At 60.6% G+C, this 24,718-nt stretch carries 21 protein-coding genes; 13 read left to right on the plus strand and 8 right to left on the minus strand.

Annotated features, from left to right (window positions below; genetic code table 11):
• Window positions 1–4 precede the first annotated feature (4 nt).
• Window positions 5–2,785 (plus strand): aconitate hydratase AcnA, encoded by a 2,781-nt coding sequence (gene acnA / locus ACCD11_RS25505; protein WP_309928728.1) that lies wholly within the window; start codon window positions 5–7, stop codon window positions 2,783–2,785.
• 287 nt (window positions 2,786–3,072) lie between these two features.
• On the opposite strand, the gene ACCD11_RS25510 is transcribed toward acnA, so the two are convergent.
• The gene (locus tag ACCD11_RS25510) at window positions 3,073–3,972 is read right to left on the minus strand and encodes a LysR family transcriptional regulator (protein WP_309928730.1); all 900 of its coding nucleotides are present in this window, start codon (window positions 3,970–3,972) and stop codon (window positions 3,073–3,075) included.
• A 188-nt stretch (window positions 3,973–4,160) separates the two neighbouring features.
• On the opposite strand from ACCD11_RS25510, the gene ACCD11_RS25515 reads away from it, so the two are divergent.
• The 5 genes from ACCD11_RS25515 to ACCD11_RS25535 all read left to right on the plus strand — a co-directional run bounded on the left by ACCD11_RS25515 (window position 4,161) and on the right by ACCD11_RS25535 (window position 11,218).
• Window positions 4,161–5,120: an aromatic alcohol reductase gene (locus ACCD11_RS25515; RefSeq protein ID WP_309928733.1), complete on the plus strand. Its 960-nt coding sequence runs from the start codon at window positions 4,161–4,163 to the stop codon at window positions 5,118–5,120.
• 430 nt (window positions 5,121–5,550) lie between these two features.
• Window positions 5,551–6,537 (plus strand): LysR family transcriptional regulator, encoded by a 987-nt coding sequence (locus ACCD11_RS25520; protein ID WP_309928736.1) that lies wholly within the window; start codon window positions 5,551–5,553, stop codon window positions 6,535–6,537.
• Window positions 6,538–6,919: 382 nt separating this feature from the next.
• On the plus strand, window positions 6,920–9,361 hold the full coding sequence (locus tag ACCD11_RS25525) for a CaiB/BaiF CoA transferase family protein (protein WP_413315966.1): 2,442 nt from the start codon (window positions 6,920–6,922) through the stop codon (window positions 9,359–9,361).
• Window positions 9,362–9,437: 76 nt separating this feature from the next.
• A complete protein-coding gene (locus ACCD11_RS25530; protein WP_309928742.1) occupies window positions 9,438–10,421 on the plus strand; it encodes a tripartite tricarboxylate transporter substrate binding protein in 984 nt (327 codons plus the stop codon).
• Window positions 10,418–11,218, plus strand: a complete 801-nt coding sequence (locus ACCD11_RS25535) for an enoyl-CoA hydratase-related protein (RefSeq protein ID WP_413315967.1) — start codon at window positions 10,418–10,420, stop codon at window positions 11,216–11,218. Before ACCD11_RS25530 ends, ACCD11_RS25535 begins: the two co-directional genes overlap by 4 nt.
• 107 nt (window positions 11,219–11,325) lie before the next feature.
• Here the strand turns inward: ACCD11_RS25535 and ACCD11_RS25540 are convergent, their stop codons facing one another.
• Window positions 11,326–11,928, minus strand: coding sequence for an ANTAR domain-containing response regulator (locus ACCD11_RS25540; protein ID WP_413315968.1), 603 nt, complete (start codon window positions 11,926–11,928; stop codon window positions 11,326–11,328).
• Complete coding sequence (locus ACCD11_RS25545; protein WP_413315969.1) at window positions 11,925–13,097, minus strand: transporter substrate-binding domain-containing protein; 1,173 nt, start codon at window positions 13,095–13,097, stop codon at window positions 11,925–11,927. Before ACCD11_RS25545 ends, ACCD11_RS25540 begins: the two co-directional genes overlap by 4 nt.
• Window positions 13,098–13,465: 368 nt before the next feature.
• Between ACCD11_RS25545 and ACCD11_RS25550 the strand changes: the two genes are divergently transcribed.
• From ACCD11_RS25550 to ACCD11_RS25580, 7 genes are all read left to right on the plus strand, one after another.
• Entirely contained in the window at window positions 13,466–14,716 is a 1,251-nt protein-coding gene (locus ACCD11_RS25550) for an urea ABC transporter substrate-binding protein (protein WP_413315970.1), read from the plus strand.
• 61 nt (window positions 14,717–14,777) lie between these two features.
• Window positions 14,778–16,430 (plus strand): urea ABC transporter permease subunit UrtB, encoded by a 1,653-nt coding sequence (urtB, locus tag ACCD11_RS25555; protein ID WP_309928753.1) that lies wholly within the window; start codon window positions 14,778–14,780, stop codon window positions 16,428–16,430.
• Window positions 16,431–16,433: 3 nt separating this feature from the next.
• Window positions 16,434–17,531, plus strand: a complete 1,098-nt coding sequence (urtC, locus tag ACCD11_RS25560; RefSeq protein WP_413315971.1) for an urea ABC transporter permease subunit UrtC — start codon at window positions 16,434–16,436, stop codon at window positions 17,529–17,531.
• Window positions 17,528–18,274, plus strand: coding sequence for an urea ABC transporter ATP-binding protein UrtD (gene urtD, locus ACCD11_RS25565; protein ID WP_309928755.1), 747 nt, complete (start codon window positions 17,528–17,530; stop codon window positions 18,272–18,274). Before urtC ends, urtD begins: the two co-directional genes overlap by 4 nt.
• 5 nt (window positions 18,275–18,279) lie before the next feature.
• Window positions 18,280–19,014: an urea ABC transporter ATP-binding subunit UrtE gene (gene urtE / locus ACCD11_RS25570; protein WP_309928756.1), complete on the plus strand. Its 735-nt coding sequence runs from the start codon at window positions 18,280–18,282 to the stop codon at window positions 19,012–19,014.
• A gap of 54 nt (window positions 19,015–19,068) precedes the next feature.
• Window positions 19,069–20,064, plus strand: coding sequence for an acetamidase/formamidase family protein (locus ACCD11_RS25575; RefSeq protein WP_413315972.1), 996 nt, complete (start codon window positions 19,069–19,071; stop codon window positions 20,062–20,064).
• Between the two features lie 29 nt (window positions 20,065–20,093).
• Window positions 20,094–20,855, plus strand: coding sequence for an SDR family NAD(P)-dependent oxidoreductase (locus tag ACCD11_RS25580; protein WP_413315973.1), 762 nt, complete (start codon window positions 20,094–20,096; stop codon window positions 20,853–20,855).
• Window positions 20,856–20,917: 62 nt separating this feature from the next.
• Here the strand turns inward: ACCD11_RS25580 and ACCD11_RS25585 are convergent, their stop codons facing one another.
• The 5 genes from ACCD11_RS25585 to ACCD11_RS25605 form a co-directional block, all read right to left on the minus strand.
• Window positions 20,918–22,396 (minus strand): amidohydrolase family protein, encoded by a 1,479-nt coding sequence (locus tag ACCD11_RS25585; protein WP_413315974.1) that lies wholly within the window; start codon window positions 22,394–22,396, stop codon window positions 20,918–20,920.
• A gap of 394 nt (window positions 22,397–22,790) precedes the next feature.
• Complete coding sequence (locus ACCD11_RS25590; RefSeq protein WP_145745818.1) at window positions 22,791–23,144, minus strand: DoxX family protein; 354 nt, start codon at window positions 23,142–23,144, stop codon at window positions 22,791–22,793.
• Window positions 23,145–23,147: 3 nt separating this feature from the next.
• Complete coding sequence (locus tag ACCD11_RS25595; RefSeq protein WP_309928767.1) at window positions 23,148–23,690, minus strand: NADPH-dependent FMN reductase; 543 nt, start codon at window positions 23,688–23,690, stop codon at window positions 23,148–23,150.
• 36 nt (window positions 23,691–23,726) lie between these two features.
• A complete protein-coding gene (locus ACCD11_RS25600) occupies window positions 23,727–24,041 on the minus strand; it encodes a Dabb family protein (protein ID WP_309928772.1) in 315 nt (104 codons plus the stop codon).
• 17 nt (window positions 24,042–24,058) lie between these two features.
• Window positions 24,059–24,364: a YciI family protein gene (locus tag ACCD11_RS25605; protein WP_145745815.1), complete on the minus strand. Its 306-nt coding sequence runs from the start codon at window positions 24,362–24,364 to the stop codon at window positions 24,059–24,061.
• Window positions 24,365–24,718 lie beyond the last annotated feature (354 nt).

The raw sequence follows: 24,718 nt of genomic DNA on the forward strand, positions 1-24,718 counted from the left end.
GCAGATGAATGCCACCCCCCAGATCAAGCAGCTTCCCGTGGCAAACCGGGCGGTGCGTTATGTCTCCATCGCCGACGTGGCCGGCGTGGACCAGCTTCCTTTCTCGTTCCGTATCCTGCTGGAGAACCTCCTGCGTCAGGCTGCGACGCGCGGCGTGGACACCCAAGCCGAAATCGATGCGCTTCTCGGTCGCAAGATTGGCGCCGGCTTGAGCTTCTACCCGACTCGTGTGTATGGCCAGGACATCCTTGGGCAAGTGATGTTGGTCGACATGGCCGGCATGCGCGACGCAGTAGCCGAGGCCGGCGGCGATGCCTCGCAAGTTGGCCCCAGGGTGCCGGTCGACGTCATCATCGACCACTCGCTTCAGGTGGACAGTTGGGCGTCTCCGATTGCGCGCAAAGTCAACCTGGAGCGCGAATACCAACGCAATGCCGAGCGGTTCGCCTTTCTACGTTGGTGCAGCAGCAGCTTCGAAGGTGTACGAATCGTGCCTCCGGGCAAGGGCATCATGCACCAGATACACCTCGAGTACATCGGCAAGGTGGTTTGGACCGAAAAGGACGGCCAGGGCGAACTGGCGATTCCTGACACCTGCGTCGGCACGGACAGCCACACGCCGATGATCAACGGCCTCGGTGTGTTGGGCTGGGGCGTCGGCGGCATCGAAGCCGAAGCTGTCATGGTCGGCAAGCCCGTCGCTCTGGCGCTTCCAGAAGTGGTCGGCATCGAGGTCAAGGGCAAGCTGCGTGAAGGCGTTCTTCCCACCGACCTGGTCCTCGCCATCACGCAGCGCATGCGCGCACTCGGAGTTGTCGGGAAGTTCGTCGAGTTCTTCGGCAACGGATTGGAGGCCCTGTCCCTGGGTGACCGCGGGATGATTGCCAACATGGCGCCGGAGTACGGAGCGACTGCCGTGTACTTTCCCATTGACGAGCGCACGATGGACTATCTGCGCGTGACGGGGCGCGAGGACGCGCAGGTGGAACTCGTGGAGGCTTACGCCAAGGCGCAAAAGCTCTGGCGCAGCGCCGAAACGCCCGCACCTGTTTTCGACGCCGTCGTGACCATCGACCTCGATGAAATTCGCCCGTGCTTGGCCGGCCCCCGGAACCCCGAGGACCATCTGCCGCTGGAGACAGTGCCCAGCGCATTCGTGAAGCACTATCAGGAGATTGCCGGTCGGCCCCTCGACCCCGAGCATGTCGCCCCCGTGAAGGGCGAGCAGTTCTCCCTGCACGATGGCGACGTGCTCATTGCAGCCATCACCAGCTGCACGAACACAGCCAACCCCGTAAACATGATGGCCGCAGGCCTCGTCGCGAAGAAGGCCGTGGCACTGGGCCTCAAGGCAAAGCCGTGGGTGAAGACATCTCTGGTGCCAGGCAGCCATGTGACGGCCGCCGTGCTTGAAAAAGCCGGGCTGCAGCAGTCGCTTGATGCGCTCGGCTTCCATGTTGCCGGCTTCGGCTGCACGACCTGCAATGGCGGCTCCGGTCCACTTCCGGAGCACTTGGTGGAGGCCATCGAAGCAGAAAAGCTGGTCGGTACCGCCGTGCTCTCCGGCAACCGCAACTTCGAGGGCCGTATCCATCCCAATGTTCGGGCCGCCTACCTCGGTTCGCCGGCACTGGTGGTGGTCTATGCGCTTACCGGCACCTTGTCGGTCGATGTGACCAAGGAGCCCATCGGAACCGGAAGCAACGGTCAACCTGTGTACTTGCGCAACATCTGGCCCACTTCAGCCGAGATCGCAGCGGCAGTCGACGGGGCCTACGAGCCGGAAATCTTCCGCCAGAAATACTCGGACCTGTTCGAAGGGGGCGAGCCATGGGATGCTCTGGCCGGCGAGCGAAGCGAGCGGTTCCCTTGGAATGACGCCAGCACCTACATCCTCCAGCCCCCTTATTTCGAAGGGCTCTCGCGCGAAGCTGCTCCCGTTCAGGACATCACAGGAATGCGGCCTTTGGTCATCCTCGGTGATTCAGTGACGACAGACCACATCTCTCCTTCCGGGGCCATCAGCCTCGGGACGCCCGCCGCCGACTTCCTCCTGTCGAGGGGCGTCGAACGCCGCGATTTCAACAACTACACGACGCGCCGTGGAAATCATGACGTGGCCGTACGCGCTACGTTCGCAAACATCCGCTTGCGCAACCGCATCGTTCCTGGCGTCGAAGGGGGCGAGACGAAGCTCATGCCTGAGGGCAAGCAGATGCGGATCTTCGAAGCGGCGAAAGAGTATCTGCGTCGCGAGGTGCCACTTGCTGTTGTCGCCGGCAGGAACTATGGGTGCGGCTCGTCCCGCGACTGGGCCGCGAAGGGCGTTGCATTGCTTGGAGTGAAGGCAGTGATTGCCGAGAGCTTCGAGCGCATCCACAGGACCAACCTGGTGGGCATGGGCGTGCTGCCGCTGCAGTTTGAGCCAGGCACCACGGCGGAATCGTTGAACCTGGACGGCAGCGAAACCATCGACGTACCAGCGCTCGCTCAGCACCTCGAGGTCTCCGGCCGCATTGAGGCCATCGTGCGCCGCATCAACGGAACCACCACGACCGTCCCGCTCATCATCCGTCTCGACACTGAAGAGGACGTGGACTACTGGCGTCACGGCGGCATCCTGCCGCTGGTGTGGCGTGACTATGTGTCCGGCAAGTCCGAAGAGCATGTGTCTCATTCGGCAAAACGGCTGCAGCCGGAAATCGGAGGACCCCAGCACGAGCTGCCCGACGCCATGCCGGGCAGTGACGTGCCCAGTGCAAGCCAAGGCGCAACTCTGGGCTGACCTGGCAGGAAGGCCTTCTGCCCTTCCTTTCCCTCCCTCTCGAAGCAAGCCCGCTGACCTCTTGTGCGTGACGGCCATGTTGCCGCTGCACCGGCGCCTGGGTATCAATCCACCGCACGCGCAGCGCATCGACTGGAAGCCAGAACGCATGGAGGCCGCTCCGATTGGCGACATTTCCATTCTGTGACACAGATGTGCGGCGACTGGTTACAGCGGAATCTCGCCGCTCAGATGTACAGCAATCATCGTGGTTCGGGGAGCTTCATGGCGCCGGCTGATGGTCCGCTTCACTTCAGCCCGGGCACGGCAAACAGTTCGGTCGCCCAATCAGAGAACGCTCGCATCGCCGGCGAAAGAAAAGTGTGATGGGGGTACAGAAGCGATACCGGCACAGACTCGGGCCGCATGCCTGCCAGCACCTCGACCAGATCTCCTGACTGCAGATGGTCCGCCACAAGAATTTCAGGTAGCTGGATCAAGCCGAGGCCCGCGAGGCCAAGCTTTATGTACAGCGCAGTCTCGTTGACCGCCACAGTACCGGGGACTGGGACGTCGAAGCTCACCCCCTCATCGATGAAATGCAACTCGCTGCCCCTTCGAGTCGTGCTGGAGAAGTAATGGACCGCTCGGTGTCGTTGCAAGTCTCCCAGCACTTCCGGGATGCCGTTGTCTTCCAGATAGGAAGGAGCCGCGCACGTGATCCAGCGCAGATTGCCCAAGCGTCGAGCAACCAAAGCCGAGTCATTGAGGCTGCCGGTGCGGATTACGCAGTCAACACCTTCCTGGATCAAGTCCACTTGGCGATCATTGACACCGATAGCCAGGTAAATATCCGGGTACTGTCGCCGGAATTGACCCAACTGCGGCAGGATCAAGGCATGTGCAATGCCGCCCGGCACATCTACGCGCAGTCGCCCTTGCGGGCGCTCGTCGTGGCGCAAACTGGATTCGGTGTCCTCGATCAGCTCGAGTATTTCGCGACAGCGAGAGAAGTATCGCTCGCCTTCTGGTGTCAGGCTGAGGCTTCTGGTGGAGCGGTTCAGGAGGCGCGTCTGCAGATGTCTTTCAAGCCTCTTGATGAGGCCTGTGACGGACGATGGCGGCAAGCCCAGGGTTTCCGCTGCGCGCACAAAACTCCCGCTTTCGACCACGCGAAGGAAAACCTGCATTGCTTGTACGCGATCCATATCTTGTCCCAATAGCGGTAAAGCAAGCGGCGTCACAACCCATTGTTCGGGTTTCCTGAATGATGAAAACCTCCCGGGCTCCTTTTTCTGCGCTGCTGCACTCCTTAAAGTGCATCCGCATGATGCCTACGGCGAAATCAACGACGTCTGATCAAGGCCCGCAACTTCTGATGCCACTAAGCCATACGATGAACCAAACCGATCCTAACTTGACCTCCCAAAACATTCTCGTGCTCGGCGCCGGGGAACTCGGCCTCCCGGTGCTGCGCAGCCTTGCGAAACGGGCGAAAGCCGTGGAGGGTGCGAAGATCAGCGTGCTGCTGCGTGCAAGCGCCGTGGAGTCCAGTGCACCGGATAAGCAGCAAGCCATCGCGGAACTCAAAGGTCTCGGAATCGAGATCGTCATAGGCGATCTTGTGAAGAGCTCCATCGACGAACTCGCCGTGGTGTTCGCGCGATATGACACGGTCATCGGTTGCGCGGGCTATGCGGCCGGAATCGACACACCGATGAAGTTGGCGCGGGCCGCCTTGCAGGCGCGAATCCCGAGGTACTTCCCGTGGCAGTTCGGAGTCGATTTCGACGTGATCGGCCGCGGCAGTCCGCAGGACATCTTCGATGCACAGCTGGACGTGCGCGAGTTGCTGCGCAGCCAGCACCAGACCGAGTGGGTCATCATCTCTACAGGCATGTTCATGAGCTACCTGTTCGAGCCGGAATTCGGCGTGGTCGACCTGCAGAACGACGCGGTCCACGCGATCGGCAGCCTCGACACTGCCGTGACGCTGACCACTCCCGATGACATCGGAGCGCTGACTGCCGAGATCGTCTTCACCACGCCCCGTATCCGGAACGAGATCGTGTTCCTGGCCGGCGACACCGTAACTTACGGTGAGGTCGCCGACAAGCTGCAGACGGGCCTCGGCCGCCCCTTCAGCCGTTCGGAATGGAGCGAACAGTATCTGCTGGACGAGCTGGCGCGCGACCCGACCAACATGATGCGCAAGTATCGTGCGGCCTTTGCTCAAGGGCGCGGTGTCGCATGGGACAAGACCGGGACGTTCAATCAACAGCGCGCCATCCCGGTCACCGACGTGGCATCGTGGATCAGCGCCAACCTCGCGTCGGGCCGCGGCAATCGGTCGTGAGTTCGGTCATCCACGCAGAACTTCGATGCGGTGGGGCTTGGCATCGATGGCTGCATGGACGCTGTAGCCAAGAGGGGCTGAACCCGGCCAGTTGGCCAGCAGGGAGCGTGGATCTGGTGCCTGATTGGGTCGAGCCCGGTGCGTGGTCGCGCAACTTCTTGTGATGCCCCGTTGTCTTTGCCTGCGGCCCGGATGGTTGGGCCCGATCCGCAGCCTTCAGTGCGTATGGGTAGCGATTCACGCCCTGTTCGCTTCATGACTCATGTTGGTCAGTCGCGCTGGCTCACCCTCGACTCCATCGTGCGCTTGGTGCTGTACAACATCTCTTCGATCCATTTTTTGAATGGTCGAGTTATGGGCAAGTGGATCTCGTTTGCATAGCTCCAACTGAAAAAGCCTTATCGCGGTTGCTCAATTTCGCTGGAAGGTTGTGAAATCAGAGGTATTTCAGATGCATCCAAAAAGTCCAAGCCAGATTCAACTCAATCTTACATCCGACCTTCGCAAGTGGCGTGCCTTTGTGGCGATAGCAGAACTCGGAAGTCTGACGCATGCCGCGATTTTTCTTGATACAAGCCAATCGCATCTGAGTCGCCACCTCAACTCTTTGGAGCGTGACTGCAAGGCTCGCCTGTTCAATCGTACTGGGCGGGGCTTAGCTCTATCGGACGTAGGATTACGCATTTTCCCGATCGTAAGAGACCTGCTTTCTGATGCGGAGCAACTCGAGGCCGAAATCCATGGTGATGCCCTCGAGCCAGCAGGGCAAGTTACGCTAGGTTTGCTTCCCTCTATTGCAAGCGCTATCGCCACACGCCTGTTTGAGCGTGTGCGAGAACGATATCCTGCTATTCGACTTAAGGTTCAAGAAGGTTCCAGCGGCCAGGTGGAAGAGTTACTGGCCGGGGCGCGGATTGACATAGGAATCCTATATCGCTACGGCGATCAGCCATTGGAAGATGAACAGGCTTTGGCGACGATCGATAGCTATCTCATAGGTCCGGCGGGTGATCGACTTACCTCTGCCTCGACGATCCCTTTTTCTTCTTTGCACGGATTGCCTTTCATTTTGCCCGGTGCTCCGAATGGCTTAAGGGCAGCACTGGACAGGCTTTCGCGGCTTAACCGCATATCCCTCAATGCAGTGATTGAAGCTGATTCGCTGCCACTCATGCGCGACGGAGTAGCGGATTCGGGCTTGTATACGGTATTGCCTATTCATGCAGTTTGGGCTCAGATTCAGGAAAATCGCCTTCAGGCCGCGAAAATTGTTTCGCCTGAAATTCGGCGTATCGTTTCCATGGTTTTATCGAGGAAGAAAGGGCCGTCTCGAGCTGTATCGGCAGTGGCCAGCCAAATTACGGAAATCATTGGAAGCCAGAGGGACAAGGGCATGTGGGATCAAGCCGGGCGATAGCAACTAGCTTTGCAATTCTCGCCCTGCTGGTTTGCATTTTTGCTCAACCCAGGCTTGCGCGCGTTGTGTGCACAGCAGATCCGAGCTTCCTTATGCTCGCTCTGGCGGGATGCCGATCGGTGAAATTGAAGTGGCTACATCTTCATGTTGTCCAGCTTCTGCACCGCCGGATGAAGTCCCGCCCAACGAGACATATCTGGAAGAAAAATATGGCTGTGCTTACGTCGCCCCTTGCCCAAGCAACGCTTGAGGCAATTTCCCCTCAACACACTTTTTGCAGCGGCATTCACTCCGCAGCGGCAAAACAAGAAGAATCCTTGAGCTCGCAGTCGGGACGAAAGTTTGGCCACCAAGACCGCGCGCGGCTCATGGAGCTGCAGGCATGAGGTCGGCGGGAGCTGCTCTCTCCGGTTTGCGAGTGCTGGAAATCGGCGATCTTCCTGCCGGTGCTCTTTGCGCTCGCATGTTTGCCGACTTTGGCGCTGACGTTCTGAAACTGGAGCCGTCTGCCGGCGACCCCGCGCGCCGCGTTGCACCTTTGATCGACATCGGCGAGGGGGTTGGCGAAGGCGCTTTCTTCTCGTTTCTCAATGCACGAAAGCGCAGTGCACTTCTCTCCCGCGAAGCCCTTGCCAGCCTGCTGGTCGAAGCTGACGTTTTGATCGATTCGCTTTCGCCGGCCGAGCGTCTGGAGCTGGGGGTCGACCACGCAGCTCTTGCAACGTCGAATCCACGCCTCGTGGTCGCCGCCATGAGCTGGTTTGGAGACGATGGCCCGTACAGCGATTTTTGCGGCAGTGACGCGGTATGCCGCGCGCTCGCCGGCGGCACCCAATTGGTAGGATCCGCGGAAGGCCCGCCTACCGCGCTGTACGACTACCAGGCTGGCCTCGTCGGCGGACTGACCGCTTTCATTGCCACGCTTTCGTCGGTGCAGGCACCTTCGCGGCGCGGGCGGCGGCTGGAGTTGCCGCTGTTCGATGCTGCCATTGCGCTGGCGGATTACAACGTTGCGCTGAGTTGGGCGACAAACGGCCTGGATGAACGCTGGGGGGTCAACCGCTTCTCACCGAATTTTCCACTTGGCATTTACCGTTGCAAAAGTGGCTGGGTAGGAGTGACCGTCGTTACTCCAGTCCAGTGGAGAAATTTTTGCTCGCTGCTTGGAGTGGAAGATCTGGGGCGCGATGCGCGCTTCGTAGAACGCACCGGCCGGTTGCAATTTGCTGACGAACTGGAAGCCCGCTTCGCTTCCCGCTTTCTGGAAAAAACTGCGGAAGAATGGTTTTCTCTGGCGTTGCAGAAGATGCTTCCGCTCGTGGTGGTTCCGAGCGTTGGGGAATTGCTCGACACGCCCGAGCACCGTCGACGCAAGGTTTTCGAGACTATTCGTCACGGTAGCCGCACACACGAGCAGCCTGCTTCTCCGCTGCGGTTGCAGGATACGCCCCCGCTGCATGGGGGATCGGTTCCGGTGGCTTGCGCAGATGAAGCACGTTGGCGCGAATTTTCAGAATCACGCGCCGAAGTACCGCTGGATCACGGCGATCCAAGCGCGCCGCTGAACGGCATCCGCGTTGTCGACCTGTCCATGGGCTGGGCTGGGCCACTCGCCACACGTCACTTCGCTGAGCTTGGTGCTGACGTCGTGAAGGTCGAGGCCTGCCAATACCCCGACTGGTGGCGCGGGGTCGACGACCGTGCGATTGTCTTCGAGCAACGGTTGTACGAGAAAAGCCCCTACTTCAACGTGCTGAGCCGCAGCAAGCGCGGCATCACACTCGATCTGACGACGGAGGAAGGTCGGCGACTGGTGAAGGAGCTCGTGAAAGACGCGGACGTCGTTATCGACAATTATTCCGCTGGCGTGCTTTCGAAACTGGGTCTTGAATACGCAGACCTGAAGCAGGCCAACCCTGAGATCATCATGCTGTCGATGCCGGCTTTCGGCACCGACGGTCCATGGCGGGAATGCCGAGCCTACGGCTCCACCCTCGAACAGGCTTCAGGACTGCCCACGGTGGCTGGGCGCGCGGAAGATCCGCCTTCAATGGTGCACATCGCGTATGGAGATCCGATCGGCGGCCTGCATGCGGCGTCGGCAATGTTGGTGGCGCTGTACCACAAGCAGCGGACAGGGCGCGGCCAGCGCATCATTCTTTCCCAGGTCGAGTGCATGATGTCCATGGCGGGGCCGTGGATCGTCGAGCAGTCCGCCAATGGCCATGTTGCCGCCCGGATGGGCACACGCCACCCTCATCATGCGCCTCACGGCTTCTACCGCTGCATGGGCAAGGACGAGTGGTTGTTGGTCGCCGTCACCGACGACGCCAAATGGCTGCGTCTATGCGAAGTGATCGGCAGGCCTGACCTAGCCAGCGATAGCGCGCTGGCCACTCCGGCAGGACGGCGCGGGGCGCTTCCCCGAATCGACGATGCCATAACCGCTTGGACGACCACTCGCACGCCGCAGATCGCGATGGAGGAACTGCAGCGTGCGGGTGTTCCGGCTGGTGTGAGCCGACGGCCCTTGGAACTGCTGAACGACCCTCATCTCAAGGCGAGAGGCTTCTGGCAGTGGATCGACCGGGAACTGGTCGGCCCGCACCCGCAACCTTCGCCGCCTTATCGCGATTCCCTGGAAACGCTTCCTCCATTGCGCCCAGCGCCGACGCTCGGCCAGTTCAACAACGAAGTTTTGAGCGATCTGTTGGGTCTCGAAAAAACCGGAATAGACGCGCTGCGGGAGGCAGGCGTGATAGGAGACCGTGCGGTCAGGCCAGAGTTTCGCAAGTCGCGGGCGGCCAGCGGCCGATCAACCTGATCTAGATGCATACACATTGTGCAGGGTCATCGCCCTGATCCTGCTGGCTGAAATTAAATCGAAAAGGAGACACGTCATGTCCATCAACAAAAAACAACCACGTTCGCTGCGACAGAGCATTCTTGCGTTGATGTTGGGAACTCTTGCGCTGACGGCTTCGGCGCAAGACTACCCAACGAAGCCGATCACTCTCGTCGTTCCCTTCCCACCCGGCGGAAGCACCGATGTGCAGGCGCGACTGGTCGCGCGCGGGTTGCAGGAGCAGCTCAAGACGCCAGTCGTGGTCGATAACAAAGCGGGAGCCTCTGGCGCCATCGGCACCCGTTTCGTCGCCAAGGCTGAAGCCGATGGCTATACGTTGTTGTTCGGCAGCACATCCTCGCTCGCGGCAGAACCCGTACTGAACGACCAGGCCGGCTTCGATCCGGTGAAGGACTTCGCTACGGTCAGTCTCGCGACCGATCTGCCATGGCTCCTCGTCGCTGAGTGCCGCAACGGCCCGAAGACCGTTGCGCAATTGGTCGAGATGGCGCGCGCCAAGCCCGACGCGCTCAACTATTCGTCGGTGGGCTATGGAAGCGCAAGCAATCTCGTGGGAGAGATGTTCAAGCGCAGCAGCGGTATCAAAGCGTTGCACGTCCCCTACAAGGGCGAGGCACCTGCGATCACGGGCCTCATCGGTGGCGAGGTGCAGTTCACGTTCGTCAGTCCGGTCGCCATGCCCCACATCACAGGGAAGCGCATTTGTCCCCTGGCAGTGACGGGAAGCAGCCGCTTTCCTCTGCTGCCTGATGTACCGACCTTCGACGAGGCCGGCGTCAAGAACATGAACTTCAACGTCTGGTACGGCATCGTAGCGCCCGCCAAAACGCCAAAGGCAGTCTTGGAAAAGCTCGAGCGAGCTTCCATGAACGTGGTGAAGACGCCGGAGTTCACGAAGTCGGTCGCCGCATTGGGTGTGACTGGTGTTGGTAGCACGGGTGCCGACTTCCTCAAACGCTTGCAGTCCGACCAAGCGACCATTCGTTCGCTTTCCAAGGTGGCGAGGTTGAAGGAATGAACGCGTCTTCGATCCAGGAACTGCAGTACTGCCGCGTCGAACATCGTGGGCGCATCACCGTCATCACGATTTGTCGGCAGGAAGTGAGGAACGCACTGCATCGGCTTGCATGCCTCGAACTTGAGGAAGTATTCGATCGTTTTGCTGCAGATTCATCAGCCTGGGTGGCGATCATCACCGGAGAAGGCGACAAAGCTTTTTGCGCCGGAAATGACCTGAAGTTTCAAGCGGCAGGCAATGACAACACCTGGCCGCCCAGCGGCTTCGGCGGTCTGACTGCTCGGCATCAACTTGAAAAGCCCGTTATCGCAGCCGTGAACGGCGTTGCGTTAGGCGGGGGCTTCGAGATTGCTTTGGCATGCGACCTGATCATCGCCGCCGAGCACGCGGAGTTTGCTCTACCCGAGCCGCAAGTGGGGCTGGCTGCAGTCTGCGGCGGACTCTTGCGTCTGCCCCAGCAGATTGCACTCAAGGAAGCGATGGGGATCATCTTGACGAGCCGACGCGTCGGAGCCGCCGAAGCGAAGTCTTTGGGCTTTGTCAATGAAGTAGTTGCCAAGGACCAAGTGCTTCCAGCGGCACTTCGCTGGGCCGAGGAAATTCTCAGGGCCTCGCCACTTGCCATACGCGCATCAAAGGCGCTGGTGAACGCAGGCTTGTCGGCTCCGGCAATTGATCGAACATATCCGATGCAGAAGCAATTGCCGACGGTCGCTGCCCTGTACTCCAGCGCCGACAGGATTGAAGGCCCCAAGGCTTTTGCGGAGAAGCGCAAGCCGGTCTGGCAGGGTCAGTAAATCGGCGAAAAGCGCTTCGGTCGCCGGCCGAGGCAACTTCGCGCTCGGCGTTGGTGCGGCAACGGCGGCGAACCAGCAGTCTTTGGGGGAGGGGGCGCGCTACAGAATCACATTCCCAGCGCTTCGGTAGCTTTCAGAACTTGGCGCGCCACACTCTCGATCGGTTCGCGCTGCAACATGGCTCGCTCGCGCAGGACCTCGTAGGCTTCGTCTTCCCTGAGCCGACGCGCATCCATGAGTGCACGCGTGGCTTTGTGAATGACTTGCTGGTGGGCCGCCTTCTGCTCAAGGCGCTGTATGTAGTGCTCCCTTGATCGGCGTTGCTTGCTTTGGTGCAGTGTCAGCGCGAGCGCGGTCAGCACCCCGGCTGGCCTCACGGGCGAAGCAATCGTCGTGAATGCGTTCAAGTGCAATACCGCCGCAAGGGTGATGGGATTCTCGAACGCAACGATGGGAATGACGGGAGGTGCATTCGGCCTTTCAAGCCATGAGCAGGGCTGCGACAGTGTGTCGGGGTGAACGGACATGAGGACCATGTCGGTACCCTGCGGCAGAGTGTCTAGCGCCGGCCATGTGCAGCTGAACGAACACCCAATGCGCGAAAGCTGGGCCGTGAGTTCCTCCCGGTCTGCGTCATCGGGGTGGATTACCAGCAGCTGCAGCAGGCGGATGTCTTTGAAGATGGCCTGGCTTTCGTTGATTCTGGTCATGCGGCCCCCACTGCAACCTTGCCTGTGCCGTTGTATCGCGGGTGCGGACGGCCTGCCCAAGCGGGGGGGACATGCGACATGACGTAAGGGTCCGCAATCACGGGTTCGGGCGCTTCCGCCAGGATGTCGAAACTGCCGTTGGCATTGCAGCGTCCAATACGAGGGTTCAAGTGGGTGTGGTGGTTGTTGCCGTCCACGCAGATGCGCCCTTGAGGCGCATCCATTTCAAGGCCCGCCATGGCGCGCGAGATATGAACCGGCTCCGTGCTGCCGCTTACGCCTATGGCTCGGACGAGCAAATGGGTTTGCACGTAGGCCGCCTCCCAGGAGGCATTGGTGCGTGCGTCGGCCCCAAAACGCTGGCGATAACGCTGGATGGCTTTGCCGTTGGCTTCCGTGTCCACAGACTCGAAGTAGGTCGAGCAGGTGATCAGCCCCTCTGCCAGTTCGGTGCCGATGGCCTGGACGTCGGCCTCGCAACTCATATGGCTGGCAACCGGCACCCTTTGACGATCGATGCCGGCGCGTTCCAGTGCTCTGTGCAGCCGGGCCATTCCTTCACCCACCACGGTCGAGTAGATGAAATCGACACCGCTGCGCCGGATGGCCTGGGCCGCTGCTTCGTAGTCACGCGCACCGGCATCAAGCGGCAGGTAGGTTTCCAGGGCCTTGCTGCCGCCGCGCTCGTGGATGAGTTCGCTCATCACGCGGTTGGCTTCGTGGGGGCAGACGTAGTCCGATCCGATCAGGGCGACGCGGCTGCCATGGCGTTCAAGCATGTAGCCCGCGAGCGGCAAGATGTTCTGGTTGGGCACGGCACCGCCGTAGAAGACATTGCGGCTGAATTCGAAGCCCTCGTAGGCAGTGCCGTAGAACAGCAGCGCGTCGTGTCGTTCCACCAACGGAATGACTGCCTTCCGGCTGCTCGACATATAGCAACCCAGGAACAGACGAATGCCGCTTTCAATGATGAGTTGCTCACTCAACTGCCCATACTGACGCGGGTTGGATGCGGGATCGACACACACCGGGACGATCTCTCTGCCGAGCACGCCGCCGGCGTCGTTGATTTCCTCGATGGCCATCAACACGGCTCTGCGCTGCGTTTCCTCGACAGCTGCCGTTACGCCGGTTGAAGAATAAAGAACGCCGATCTCGATGGGTGCCATGTGTATGAATGTGCTGTGCTGGTTCACCATGCAGCACCGCGATGGTGCGGTGTGGGTGCGCGGACGCGGTGCATGCCGCTGTGGAGCAGACCTCGGCGCAAGAAGCGAGCCATCGGCTCCCGTCGATCCACCTGTGAGAGAAACACGCAGACGCGCAAGGTGAGGACCATTTACATGCAGCCGTGTTGAAGGGTGGCACGCCGTTTGCATCGTGGAAGCAGTCTCTGGGATGCGCACCATCGTCAAGCATCCAGGACACGTTGCTGCGGACAAAGGCGTCCATGGCGACAACGGCAAAAGAGCCCGACCCCTCCGAGGGGTGCGGGCTCTTTTTTTTGTTCGCGAATTTCTTCAGTCGGAGTGAAGCAATGAAAAGACGCAATTTTCTGTCTGCAGTGGGATCGGGTGTCGTGGCGGTGTCGGCTGGCAATCTTTCCCAGACCGCGCTCGCGGCAACACCTTCGGGCAGCGGTCCCGTCAAGCTGGGTCTGCTGTTCTCTCAATCTGGCGCCATGGCGAACAACGAGTCGTTGCTGAAGGACATCTCGCTGATGACGATCGATCAGATCAACGCCAAAGGTGGTGTGATGGGGCGCAAGGTCGAAGGTGTCGTGGTGGATCCCGCGAGCGACTGGCCGATGTATGCACAGATGAGCAAGCAGTTGATCCTCAGCGAGAAGGTGGCGGCCATCTTCGGTTGCTGGACCTCGGTTTCGCGCAAGTCGGTGTTGCCTGTAGTGGAGGCGCAAGACAGCCTGTTGTTCTATCCGCTGCATTTCGAGGGCGAGGAGCAATCCAAGAACGTCGTCTACCTCAACTCTCCGCCCAGCAGCTCTGTGCTTCCTGCAGTTGAATACCTGATGACCCCCCAAGGCGGTGAGGCCAAGCGATTCTTCATGTTGGGCAGCGACTATGTTTGGCCGCGCACCATCAACAAAATGCTCAAGGGTTACCTCAAGACCAAGGGTGTGCCCAACAGTGCTATCCGCGAGCAGTACGTTCCCTTCAGCCATTCGAACTTTCAGTCGATCGTGCGCGACATCAAGGCCTTCGCGGCGCAGCCCGGCGGCCAGGCCATCGTGGTGCTGACAGTGGTGGGAGATTCGATTCCCGCGATGTTCAAAGAGGCCATCAACCAGGGCATTCGTGCCACAGACATCCCGATCCTCGGCCTGGACGTGGTGGACAGCGATCTCGAAGGGCTGGACACGGCGCCACTCACGGGGCATCTGAGTTGCTGGTGCTACTTCCAGAACATCGACACCCCTGCAAATCGCCAGCTCAAGTCCGACTGGGCGAGCTATGTCAAGGCCAAACAACTCAAGCACCGCCCTGACATGGTGATCGATCCCATGGTGAGCACGGTAATGGGAATCCAGCTATGGGCGCAGGCTGCTACCAAAGCAAAGTCGTTCGAGCCCGCGGCCGTACGCAAAGCCATGGCGGGCATGACGGTCGCGGATCCTGCAGGTTACGTCGCGAAGATGGATGCGACCAATCAATACCTGTGGCGCGGCACCATGATCGGCTCCATCAACGCCAAGCAAGGCTTCGACATTCTCTGGAAGTCCAAGGACATCGTTGCGCCGATTCCCTACAGCCCTTTCGTCAAGGCGTGATCGCGCCTGCGCGCGGCCGACGTGCACGGCACGTCGGATCTCCTGACTGTGGAGCTCTCTCATGAAGTCTTTGTTCGAACCATTGCGCGGAACAGCGCGTTGGCGCCGCTGGTTCCAGCATCTGATGCTCGCGTGCCTGTGCGGACCATTGCTGCAGGCACAGGCAGCCATGCCCGCGCAAGAGCGCAGCTCTATCGTCGCGTCCATCTGTACCGATCCTGGGTCGTATCGCGGCGCCCTGGATCGCATCGTTCAAGCGGTGGTTGGCACCTCTTCGGAGGACGCCGCCTGGGGCAAGACATTGCTGGAGCGGCTTCAAGCCGTGGCGGTGATCTGCCGCGCGCAAGGTGCCCCGGTGTTCAAGGTGGACCACGGCGTTGTGGACGCGGCTACGTTCGAACCCGTCACCGAGGCCGTCGATGAATTGCCCATGGTGCCTACGCTGGTGTTGGCGCGATTGCTGAAAACGTCGCAGGCAGAGATAGAGCTTTTCAGTCCCGATGTGCTCATTCGCCGAGCGGCGGCCCAGCGCATGAGCCAGGCATACGCACAGATCAACGAGCCCCTCGTGCGGCTGGCATTGTCCAAGGCTGCGGACCCTGAAGTCATCGCGACGCTTGAGCTCGCCCTGGCCAAGCGCAGCCTCGCCAGCGGGTCAGTGGAAGTGCGCGTCGAAGCCATACGCGCCATGGGTAAGGCGCCCAGCGAGAGCACACACTCTCTCTTGCAAAAGTACCAAGAGGATCGCCCGGATATAAGTGCCGGCGAGCGCGCGGCACTGACGCAGTCACTGTCGCAGATTGATCGTGCACTGGAGGTAGGGAAGGCCGCTTCGATCTTCTTCAGCGGCCTGAGCTATGCGGGGGTTCTTCTCATCACCGCACTGGGTCTGTCGATCGTGTTTGGTTTGCTCGGTGTGATCAACCTCGCGCACGGCGAATTCATCATGATCGGTGCCTATGCCACCTATGTGGTCGAAAAATGGCTTCAGGCTCACGCGCCTGGTTGGTTCGATGCGTATGTGTTCCTCGCCATTCCCTTTGCTTTCCTCGTGTGTGCGCTGATCGGGATCGTGCTCGAGATGACCATCATCCGACACCTCTACAAAAGGCCGCTGGAGACGCTGTTGGCGACGTGGGCGGTCAGCATCGCCTTGATCAAGCTGGTACAGATCCTCTTCGGCTCGCAGAACGTCGAGTTCATCACACCGTCGTTCTTGCAGGGAGGGGTGCAGTTGTATCCCGGTTTCTTTGTCACTTGGAATCGCGTGTTCGCCATCGCACTGGGGCTGGTCATTTTTGCGACTGCCTACGCACTGATCCGCCAAACACGGTTCGGTCTGTTGATCCGCGCCACAACGCAGCGGCGGGATACTGCACGGGCACTGGGCATTCCCGCGTCTTCCATCGACCGCCTGGCGTTCGGACTGGGCAGCGGCCTGGCCGGCTTGGCTGGCGTTGTGCTTACCCAGATCGCCAGCGTGAATCCCTCCATGGGCACCGGCTTCGTGATCGATGCCTTCATGGTGGTGGTGCTCGGTGGGGCAGGGAGTTTGGTGGGGACGGCCGTGTCCTCCCTGATCCTGGGCGAGGTCAACCAGTTGATCGAACCATTCCATGGCGCTGTGGCTGCGAAAGTGGCCGTACTGCTGCTCATCGTTTTGATCATCCAGCGCCGCCCGCAGGGCCTCTTTGCGCTCAAGACCCGGGGTTGAACCATGCCGAATTCCGTCTTTTCCCCTCGAACCCCTTTTCGCTCAGCCAGCCGCATCGGCTTGCCTGCGCTGCTGGTGTGCGTGGCGTTCGTGCTGCCGCTCTTCAACGCGGTCTTTTCCCCCGGCCACCCGCTGCATCTGTCCTTGTTCGTCGTGAATCTGGTGGGGCAGATCATGTGCTTCGCGCTGCTGGCGCTGGCGCTGGACTTCGTGTGGGGTCTGTTGGGCGTGCTGAGCCTAGGACACGGCATCTTCTTCGGCATCGGCGGCTACGTGATGGGGTTCCACCTTCTCAACTCGGCCTATGCAGACACGAAGGTGTTGCCTGACTTCATGCAGTTCATGGGATGGAGCACATTTCCGGCGGCACTGAAGCCCTTTGCCGACCTCCCCATGGCCCTGCTGTTGGGTTTGGTGCTGGCGGTGCTGGTGGGTGGCGTGGTCGGGGTAGCAGCGTTCCGGTCCCGCATCAACGGTGTGTATTTCTCCATCATCACCCAGGCTTTGACGTACGCGTTGATGCTTCTGCTGTTCAACAACGACCTGGGTCTCGGTGGCAACAACGGCTTGACGGGCTTCACGCTGCTGGCGGGCTTCAACCTGGCCCACGAATCGACCCAGGTAGCGTTGGCCAGTTTGTCGGCCGTCGTGCTGGCGGCGGTGTTCTTTCTGTTGCGCCGGCTGGCACTGTCCAGCTTCGGGCAAGCCATGGTGGCCGTGCGGGACGATGAGGCGCGGTTGCGCTTTCTGGGTTTCAGGACCGACCGCATCAAGCTCGCCGCTTGGTGCCTGTCGGCTGCCGTGGCCGCACTGGCCGGCATGCTGTACGTGCCTCAGGTCGGGATCATCAATCCTGGCATCGTCTCGCCCACGCTCTCGGTCGAGATCGCGGTGTGGGTGGCCATCGGGGGGCGTGGAACGCTGGCTGGTGCGGTGCTCGGGGCGGTCATCCTCAGCTGCCTCAAGTTCTGGCTGAGCGCCGAGATTCCCAGCGCTTGGCCTTTCGTGCTGGCTGGCATCACGCTGCTCATCACGGTGGCCTTGCAAAACGGGCTGTGGGGCGGTTTGCAGCAGTTGCGTGCCTGGAAGGCTGTGTCATGAGCCAGACGACCGCCTTGTACATCAACGGGCTGAACGTTCGTTTCGGGGGCTTCGCGGCCATCACCGATCTCACACTGGAAATCCGTTACGGCGAAACACGTGCCCTGATTGGGCCGAATGGCGCTGGCAAGACCACCTTGATGGACGTCATCACCGGCAAGACACGACCCAACAGTGGCGAGGTTTTTCTGGACCGCACGCTGGATCTGGCCGTGCGCGGCGAGGCCGAAATCGCGCGCAGCGGCATCGGACGCAAATTTCAGAAACCCAGCGTCTTCGAGGCGTTGCCGGTGGCGCAGAACCTCGAACTGGCCGTGCGGCGCGGGTTGGGCTGGGGCGCGATGGTGATGTCGCGGCTGAGCGCGGTGCAGCGGGAGCGCATCGATGAGGTGCTCGTGACCATTGGATTGCAGGAAGAGCGCCAGCGCAAGGCGGCCGAACTCTCGCACGGCCAGAAGCAGTGGCTGGAGATCGGCATGTTGCTTGTGGCCGAGCCCAAGGTGTTGTTGCTGGACGAGCCGGTGGCGGGCATGACCGAGGCGGAATCCGAGCGAACGGTCGAGTTGATTGCCTCTCTGCGTTCCCCCGCCCGGGCCATCGTGGTCGTCGAACACGACATGGAGTTTGTCGGTCGCGTGGCCGATCTGGTGAGCGTGCTGCACGAAGGGCGGCTGCTGGGCGAAGGGTCGATGCAGGCGGTGCGAACCAACGCGAAGGTCATCCAGGTCTATCTGGGAAGGTGATGGTGATGCTCAAGATTGAAGGACTGAACCAGTACTACGGCAGCAGCCACGTTTTGCGGCAGGTGAGCCTGCAGGTGGCTGATGGCGGCTGCACGGTGCTGCTCGGGCGAAACGGCGTCGGCAAGACCACTCTTTTGCGCTGCCTCATGGGACTGCTGCCCATTCGTTCGGGCCAGGTAATGTTGGGTGGTCAGGAGGTGGCATCGTGGACACCCGAAGCCCGCGCGCAGGCAGGCATGGGCTACGTGCCTCAGGGCCGCGAGGTGTTTCCAGAACTCACGGTGCGTGAAAACCTGCTCGTGGGCGAAATCACCGCTGAGCGGCGGCGCAGGCCAGTAGGGCATGGAGACGGTGCCGGACCGGACCGCCGGCCCCGCCACACCTACGAAGACGTCGTGAACCTGTTTCCCGTGCTCAAGAGCATGGGGCAGCGGTTGGCCGGGAATCTCTCGGGCGGTCAACAACAGCAGTTGGCCATTGCGCGGGCGCTGCTGACCCAGCCAACGCTGCTGATTCTCGATGAACCCACGGAAGGCATCCAGCCCTCCATCGTGCAGGAGATCCAGGCCGTCATCGCCTCGCTCAAGGGGCAGCTATCGATTCTTCTGGTGGAGCAATACGTCGACTTTGCCGAATCGGTGGCTGACCATTTCACTGTGCTCGTGCGAGGTCAGGTCGCGGCCTGTGGTGAAGGCCGTGACATGGCGGCCACCGACATTCGTTCTCTGATTTCGGTCTGACCAGCCCGGCAGACCTCTCCCTGATTTCAACCTAACCAAAGCAAGGAAAAGACAATGGACTGGCTCAAACAATCGATCATGCACATGCGAGGTGTCGCCCGCGGTGAAGTGGGGCGGACTCATGAGTTGAGCGAGGCCCGCCAAGGCACCTTTCACTACACGATCGGCCCCTACTCGCAGCCGGTGATGCAAGTCGCACCGGGTGACCGTATCGTCGTGGACACCCGTGATGCGTTCGACGGGAAGATCCAGACCGAACAGGACCTCCCCAGCCAGAAGCTGCGAGTGCCGTTCCTCAATCCCCAAAGTGGCCCGATCATGATCGAGGGTGCTGAAAAGGGCGACGTGGTGGCGGTCTACATCGAGTCGATGTTGCCGCGCGGCGCCAACCCCCGAGGCACTTGTTGCCTGATCCCGCGCTTTGGTGGACTCGCAGCCACGGACTTCACGGCACTGCTCAACGATCCGCTGCCGGAGATCACTCGCAAGATCGACCTCGATGAAGACGGCGTCTACTGGAGTCGCCGCGTCACGCTGCCTTACCGGCCGCATATCGGCACCCTGAGCCTCTCGCCCGAGATCGACTCCATCAATTCGCTCACCCCCGACAACCACGGGGGCAACATGGACATCCCCGACATGGGGCCGGGCAGCATCACCTACCTGCCGGTTCGTTCGCCCGGCGCGCGGCTGTTCATTGGTGATGCGCACGCCTGCCAAGGCGACGGTGAGGTCTGCGGCACGGCGGTGGAGTACGCGAGCCGAACCACGATTCACGTAGACCTCATCAAGGCTTGGGAGATTGATTGGCCCCGTCTGGAAACGGAGGACAAGATCATGGTGATCGGAAGTGCCCGGCCGCTCGAGGACGCTACCCGCATCGCCTACCGTGAACTGGTGCTCTGGATGGCCCAGGAGTACGGCTACGACCAGTGGGATGCCTACATGATGCTCAGTCAGTGCGGCAAGGTTCGCCTGGGCAACTTTGTGGACCCCAAGTACTCGGTGGCCGCCGGCGTGGAGAAGAAGTACCTCGCCGACCTGGCTTGAGTCAGCTGTTCAAGGCATAGGAGATCGATGTGGACCTGCGATTGCAAGGATTGAAAGCCGTTGTCACCGGCGGCACCAAGGGCATTGGACGAGCGATCGTTGAAACGCTTCTGGCTGAGGGAGCAAGGGTCGCTTTTTGCGCGCGCCATGGCGCCGAAGTCGCACAAGTGCAAGCTGAACTCTCGGCCGGCGGCGCGAAGGTTCGGGGCCACGCACTGGATGTGAGCGATGGCGACTCACTCAAAGCTTGGATTGCCGAAATCAACGCCGATTTTGGCGGCATAGACATTGTCGTCGCCAATGTCAGTGCGCTCGCCATCTCGCACGACGAAGCTGCCTGGCGCAACGGATTCGAGGTGGACTTGATGGGCACGGTCCGTTTGGTTGACGCGGCCATGCCTTCGCTGGAAAAGAGTGCACACGCGGCCTTGGTCACCATCGCCAGCGTCTCCGCGCGAGAGATCGACTTTGCCTCTGGGCCGTACGGCGCGTTCAAGGCCGCGATCGTGCACTACACACAAGGCTTGGCTTTTCATCTGGCGGGTAAGGGCATCCGTGCCAATTCGGTCTCACCGGGAAACACATACTTTCCCGGCGGCGTCTGGACTCAGATCGAGACTGACAATCCCAAGCTGTTTGCGGAAGCCCTCGCACTGAATCCAACAGGGCGGATGGGCACGCCTCAGGAAATGGCCAATGCGGCGGTGTTTCTCGCCAGTCCGGCGGCGAGTTTCATTACCGGCACCAACTTGGTAGTTGACGGAGCGCTAACGCGTGGAGTTCAACTTTGAGGTAGAGCCCGCCGGTAGCCGACGATGGAGGACACCAGCGCTGCGATGTCCCCAAGCGTTGCTTACATACGGCGGAGCGGCATAAACGATTCCGAAAACGGATCTGGCTTGTAGCCGGCGGCATTGAACAGATAAGCGCGGGACTCGTCGATCGCGGCGCGCAGTTTTGCTCGATCTACGCCCAGCACGACGCCATCACGTTTGCGCAGCCGCCCACCGATGATGACGGTATCGACATTGCTGCGCTCAGCCGCGTGCACCACGGTACCGATCGCGTTGTTGACCGGGTAGATGTTGAGGTCCCTCGTTCGGATCAGAACCACGTCGGCCTGCTTGCCCGGTGTCAGGCTGCCAGTGCGCTTTTCCAGTCCCGCAGTTGCTGCGCCGTCGATCGTGGCAGCCTGCAGCAACCGGGAGGCATTTGTCGATGCCGCCACATCGGGATTGCCACCGTGTCCCAGCACCCGTCGCAGATAGAAGGCCACGCGCATCTCCATGAACATGTCACCGCTGTAGGAGGTCTCGTTATCGACGCTCAGGCCAGGGCGAATGCCATGCTCGAGCGCCTTCTGCCACGCATTCATGCCATCCTCGATGCCGTAGTGGGCATCTGAACGTGGGGTCACGCTGACGCGCACACCTGCTTCGCGCAAGATCTTCCAGGCGGATTCCGGCAGGCCAATGCAGTGGTTGAAGATGTTGTCGCTACGTAGCAGCCCCTTGCGGTGCAGGTCCGGAAGTTGGGCTGCCAGGTCGGCGCCAATGAACTCGGTCACGATGACAGCGCCCAGTTCCCGTGCAATGGCCCACTGGTCCGTTTCAAGCTTTGGAAAGGCGTCCATCACGCCAAGTGTCAACAAGCCTGCAGGCCGATTGGCGAGGTACTTGGCATGCAAACGTGCAAGGTTGCCCGGCCAATGTGCCGTATCCCAATCGCCCGCGACCGGCGCCCCGGTGACGTGCACTGCCCGGATGCCTGACTCGAGCAGTGCGTCAACTGCGGCGTCGGAGTGCGCGGCCGTACGGCTGTTGTGCGAATCGTCGACCACGGTAGTGATACCGGCATCGATGCAACCCAGCGCCGTGATCATGTTGCCTACGTAGATGTCGCGCGGGCGGTAGTACTTGGCAAATGAGAGGTGGGTAGCGTTGCTATAGTCCTCAAGCGTTGCCGCATTGGGGTTAATGCGACGCAGTTGGCCTTCCCAGGAATGGCGATGAGTATCGACCATGCCTGGAATGGCGATCATGTCCGCGGCGTTGATTACTTCGGCTCCGCCAGCATCAAGGTTCACGCCGATGGCAGCAATGGTGCCGTCGGCAATCAGGATGTCTCCCTTGGGCATATTGCCGACTTTGTCATCCATGCTGATGATCGTGGCGCCTCGAATCAGAAGCTTGCGAGGGGGCGGTGCCAGCGGTGCCATCAGCTCGGCGCCCCGATCGAAAATTGCTGATCTTTCACGGGCGCCAGCGGCTCCAGCCAAGTATGTTGCCGCGGCAAATGCAAATGCGGTACGGCGGGTGATAGCAGAACTCATTCTGACCTCATGATCGTATGGTTGGATGGGAATGCGATGTGCCATAACTGGCGCCATGAGACGGAATCTATGATTTCGACATTCTTTAGAGAAGAACGGAACTTGGAATTGAGATTTACGAAGATCGGAAGAATTGAGTCAGCTCGTCAACCGCGCGTTTCCTTCCAGGTCGAAGTCCTCAGCCCTGATATTTCCAGGAAGGACATCGGACCCGACGGTTTCATCAGCTTGAAAAAGCTGAGATCCGCCGTCGATCTGTAGATTGCCGATCACAAGATCGGCTCCGACCGTTCAATTGGAAGGCGATCCCCACGAGATCCTGGTCAACGCCGCACGGGTAAAAGGCGCAGTTGACGTCGCGACGGACAAGTGGAGAACGGATTGGCCCGCCACATCAGCCATGGATGGCGACGATCACCATGCAGAGTGCCCAGAAGACATGCAGTTCGCAGCCCCCCAGGCTCCAGTTCCATTTCCCGCCCGAGATCTTGTACGAGGCCGCTCCCGCGGAAAGCATGAACAATGCCCCAAGCCACGCGGTGTATGGCTGCAGCAGGTTGAACACGAGACCGATAGTCGCAATGATTTCAATGATCAGCGACACGATGACGAAGAAGGCGACTGGGCGCAATCCTGCGGACTCGAAGACCTTGTCCACGGCTTGGCGCGCAGTGAACTTCGCAACGCTGTGCGGGATGAACATCAATCCGCAGAGGATGGAGAGCAGCCGTACTGGATCGTCGATCATGGCTTAGCCGAGCCGCTGTTTCAGGGCCTGCATGGCAAGCAGCAAATCAATGATGAGCTTGCTGCCACCCTCATCGGTGAACTGTCCTTGCGCATCGAACTTGTCCGCGCAATGATTGATGAACACCTCGGGCTTGTTCACCGTGAACGCATCCATGAACACCAGGACCTTGCGCAGGTCGTACTGCACGCGCGCCGTCCCGACTGGCCCGGGGCTCGCGCCGATGATGCCGACGACTTTGCCTGTGAAGGGGGGCTCCGGCGGGCGCGACATCCAATCGAGAGTGTTCTTCAGCACTCCGGGGATGGAGAAGTTGTATTCTGGTGTGGCGATCAGCAGTCCATCCGCGCGGCGCACTTTTTCCTTCAGCGCTGCGACGGCGGCGGGCTCACCCTGAACGCGCTGATCGTCGTTGTAGATGGGAACATCGCCGATGCTTGCGATCTCGATCCTGATTCCTGAAGGCGCGAGTTTCTGAGCTGCTTTGAGTGCCAGCGTGTTGTAAGAGCCGGCGCGGAGGCTGCCGGACAGGCCAAGAATGTTCATCGGGTTTCCAGTCGAAATTAGACGAGGTCCGCGGACCTATGCCGCGAGTCTTGTAGTGAAGTAATCCACCTGGTGCCGCGCGATACGCAGATTGCCAACTTCGCGCTTCACGCGCAGGTGTTCGGGGTGACTCGCGTAGGCCTCCAGGTCTGCTTGGGAGGCGAATTCGCTGTACAGCACGACGTCGCACGCATAGTCCACGCCGCTTGTATCGATTCCAATTTCCAGGTGCAGAAGGCCGGGTATTCGCCCGCGAAGGCTGTGGAAGCTCTCCGCGAGCTGGCCAGCGTTTTGCCGACGCTGTTCAGGCGTTTCGCCGCGCAGCTTCCACATGACGATGTGTTTGATCACATTGCTCTCCATGACGCTTACTTTGCGGGCGGAAAGCCCGCCTTCTGAGGCCATAGATTCTGGAAGGCATGGATACTGCTTGATGCATAGACGCCAGCGTGCGTGAACGGCTCGTCATTGAGCCATGTGAGTGCATCGTCCCGGGAGGCGAACTCGATCGACAGCAAGCTACCGATCATCGACGTTCCGTCGTCCGTGAGAAGGGGGCCGGCAAAGGCGATCCGGTCAGCTACCTGGGCCAGATATGCTTTGTGGGCGGGCCGAAGTTGCAGGCGTAGCTCCTTCGAACCAGGCTTGTCGATCAAAAAGAATGTGTAGAGCATTTTGGGATATCGCATCCTCGCAAGTGCCGTGGACAGGGAACATCGCAGTCGGCGGGTTGACGCTCGCAATATCGAAGAAGCCCCAAGAGCGCGGCGTTCAACCGCGCAGCTCTTCGGGGAAAACAAAGGCCACCGGACATCGGACACCGCCGACGATCGGCTTTGCTTGCCTTGACTCGTCCAGGTCCCTTTACTCGAGGTCGTGGAGCCTGGGCGTTGATGATGGTCGCGATATGCCGGCGTATCGAATCACCACCGACGGGGGCCACCAGGGACCCGGCGGGAGGGGGTTGTTTTGGCGGGTGAGTGCATTACGGTGGCGGTAGCCGGGATCTGCACCCCGGCGCCCCAGAC

Source organism: Variovorax sp. Varisp36 (genome assembly GCF_047304235.1).
Classification (GTDB): domain Bacteria; phylum Pseudomonadota; class Gammaproteobacteria; order Burkholderiales; family Burkholderiaceae_C; genus Variovorax.

What these genes read in the sequence shown, in the direction of transcription:
- acnA (WP_309928728.1), top strand. Translation starts at nt 5, where the DNA reads ATGAATGCCACCCCCCAGATCAAGCAGCTTCCCGTGGCAAACCGGGCG.
- ACCD11_RS25510 (WP_309928730.1), bottom strand. Translation starts at nt 3,972, where the DNA reads ATGGATCGCGTACAAGCAATGCAGGTTTTCCTTCGCGTGGTCGAAAGC.
- ACCD11_RS25515 (WP_309928733.1), top strand. Translation starts at nt 4,161, where the DNA reads ATGAACCAAACCGATCCTAACTTGACCTCCCAAAACATTCTCGTGCTC.
- ACCD11_RS25525 (WP_413315966.1), top strand. Translation starts at nt 6,920, where the DNA reads ATGAGGTCGGCGGGAGCTGCTCTCTCCGGTTTGCGAGTGCTGGAAATC.
- ACCD11_RS25530 (WP_309928742.1), top strand. Translation starts at nt 9,438, where the DNA reads ATGTCCATCAACAAAAAACAACCACGTTCGCTGCGACAGAGCATTCTT.
- ACCD11_RS25535 (WP_413315967.1), top strand. Translation starts at nt 10,418, where the DNA reads ATGAACGCGTCTTCGATCCAGGAACTGCAGTACTGCCGCGTCGAACAT.
- ACCD11_RS25540 (WP_413315968.1), bottom strand. Translation starts at nt 11,928, where the DNA reads ATGACCAGAATCAACGAAAGCCAGGCCATCTTCAAAGACATCCGCCTG.
- ACCD11_RS25545 (WP_413315969.1), bottom strand. Translation starts at nt 13,097, where the DNA reads ATGGCACCCATCGAGATCGGCGTTCTTTATTCTTCAACCGGCGTAACG.
- ACCD11_RS25550 (WP_413315970.1), top strand. Translation starts at nt 13,466, where the DNA reads ATGAAAAGACGCAATTTTCTGTCTGCAGTGGGATCGGGTGTCGTGGCG.
- urtB (WP_309928753.1), top strand. Translation starts at nt 14,778, where the DNA reads ATGAAGTCTTTGTTCGAACCATTGCGCGGAACAGCGCGTTGGCGCCGC.
- urtC (WP_413315971.1), top strand. Translation starts at nt 16,434, where the DNA reads ATGCCGAATTCCGTCTTTTCCCCTCGAACCCCTTTTCGCTCAGCCAGC.
- urtD (WP_309928755.1), top strand. Translation starts at nt 17,528, where the DNA reads ATGAGCCAGACGACCGCCTTGTACATCAACGGGCTGAACGTTCGTTTC.
- urtE (WP_309928756.1), top strand. Translation starts at nt 18,280, where the DNA reads ATGCTCAAGATTGAAGGACTGAACCAGTACTACGGCAGCAGCCACGTT.
- ACCD11_RS25575 (WP_413315972.1), top strand. Translation starts at nt 19,069, where the DNA reads ATGGACTGGCTCAAACAATCGATCATGCACATGCGAGGTGTCGCCCGC.
- ACCD11_RS25585 (WP_413315974.1), bottom strand. Translation starts at nt 22,396, where the DNA reads ATGAGTTCTGCTATCACCCGCCGTACCGCATTTGCATTTGCCGCGGCA.
- ACCD11_RS25590 (WP_145745818.1), bottom strand. Translation starts at nt 23,144, where the DNA reads ATGATCGACGATCCAGTACGGCTGCTCTCCATCCTCTGCGGATTGATG.
- ACCD11_RS25595 (WP_309928767.1), bottom strand. Translation starts at nt 23,690, where the DNA reads ATGAACATTCTTGGCCTGTCCGGCAGCCTCCGCGCCGGCTCTTACAAC.
- ACCD11_RS25605 (WP_145745815.1), bottom strand. Translation starts at nt 24,364, where the DNA reads ATGCTCTACACATTCTTTTTGATCGACAAGCCTGGTTCGAAGGAGCTA.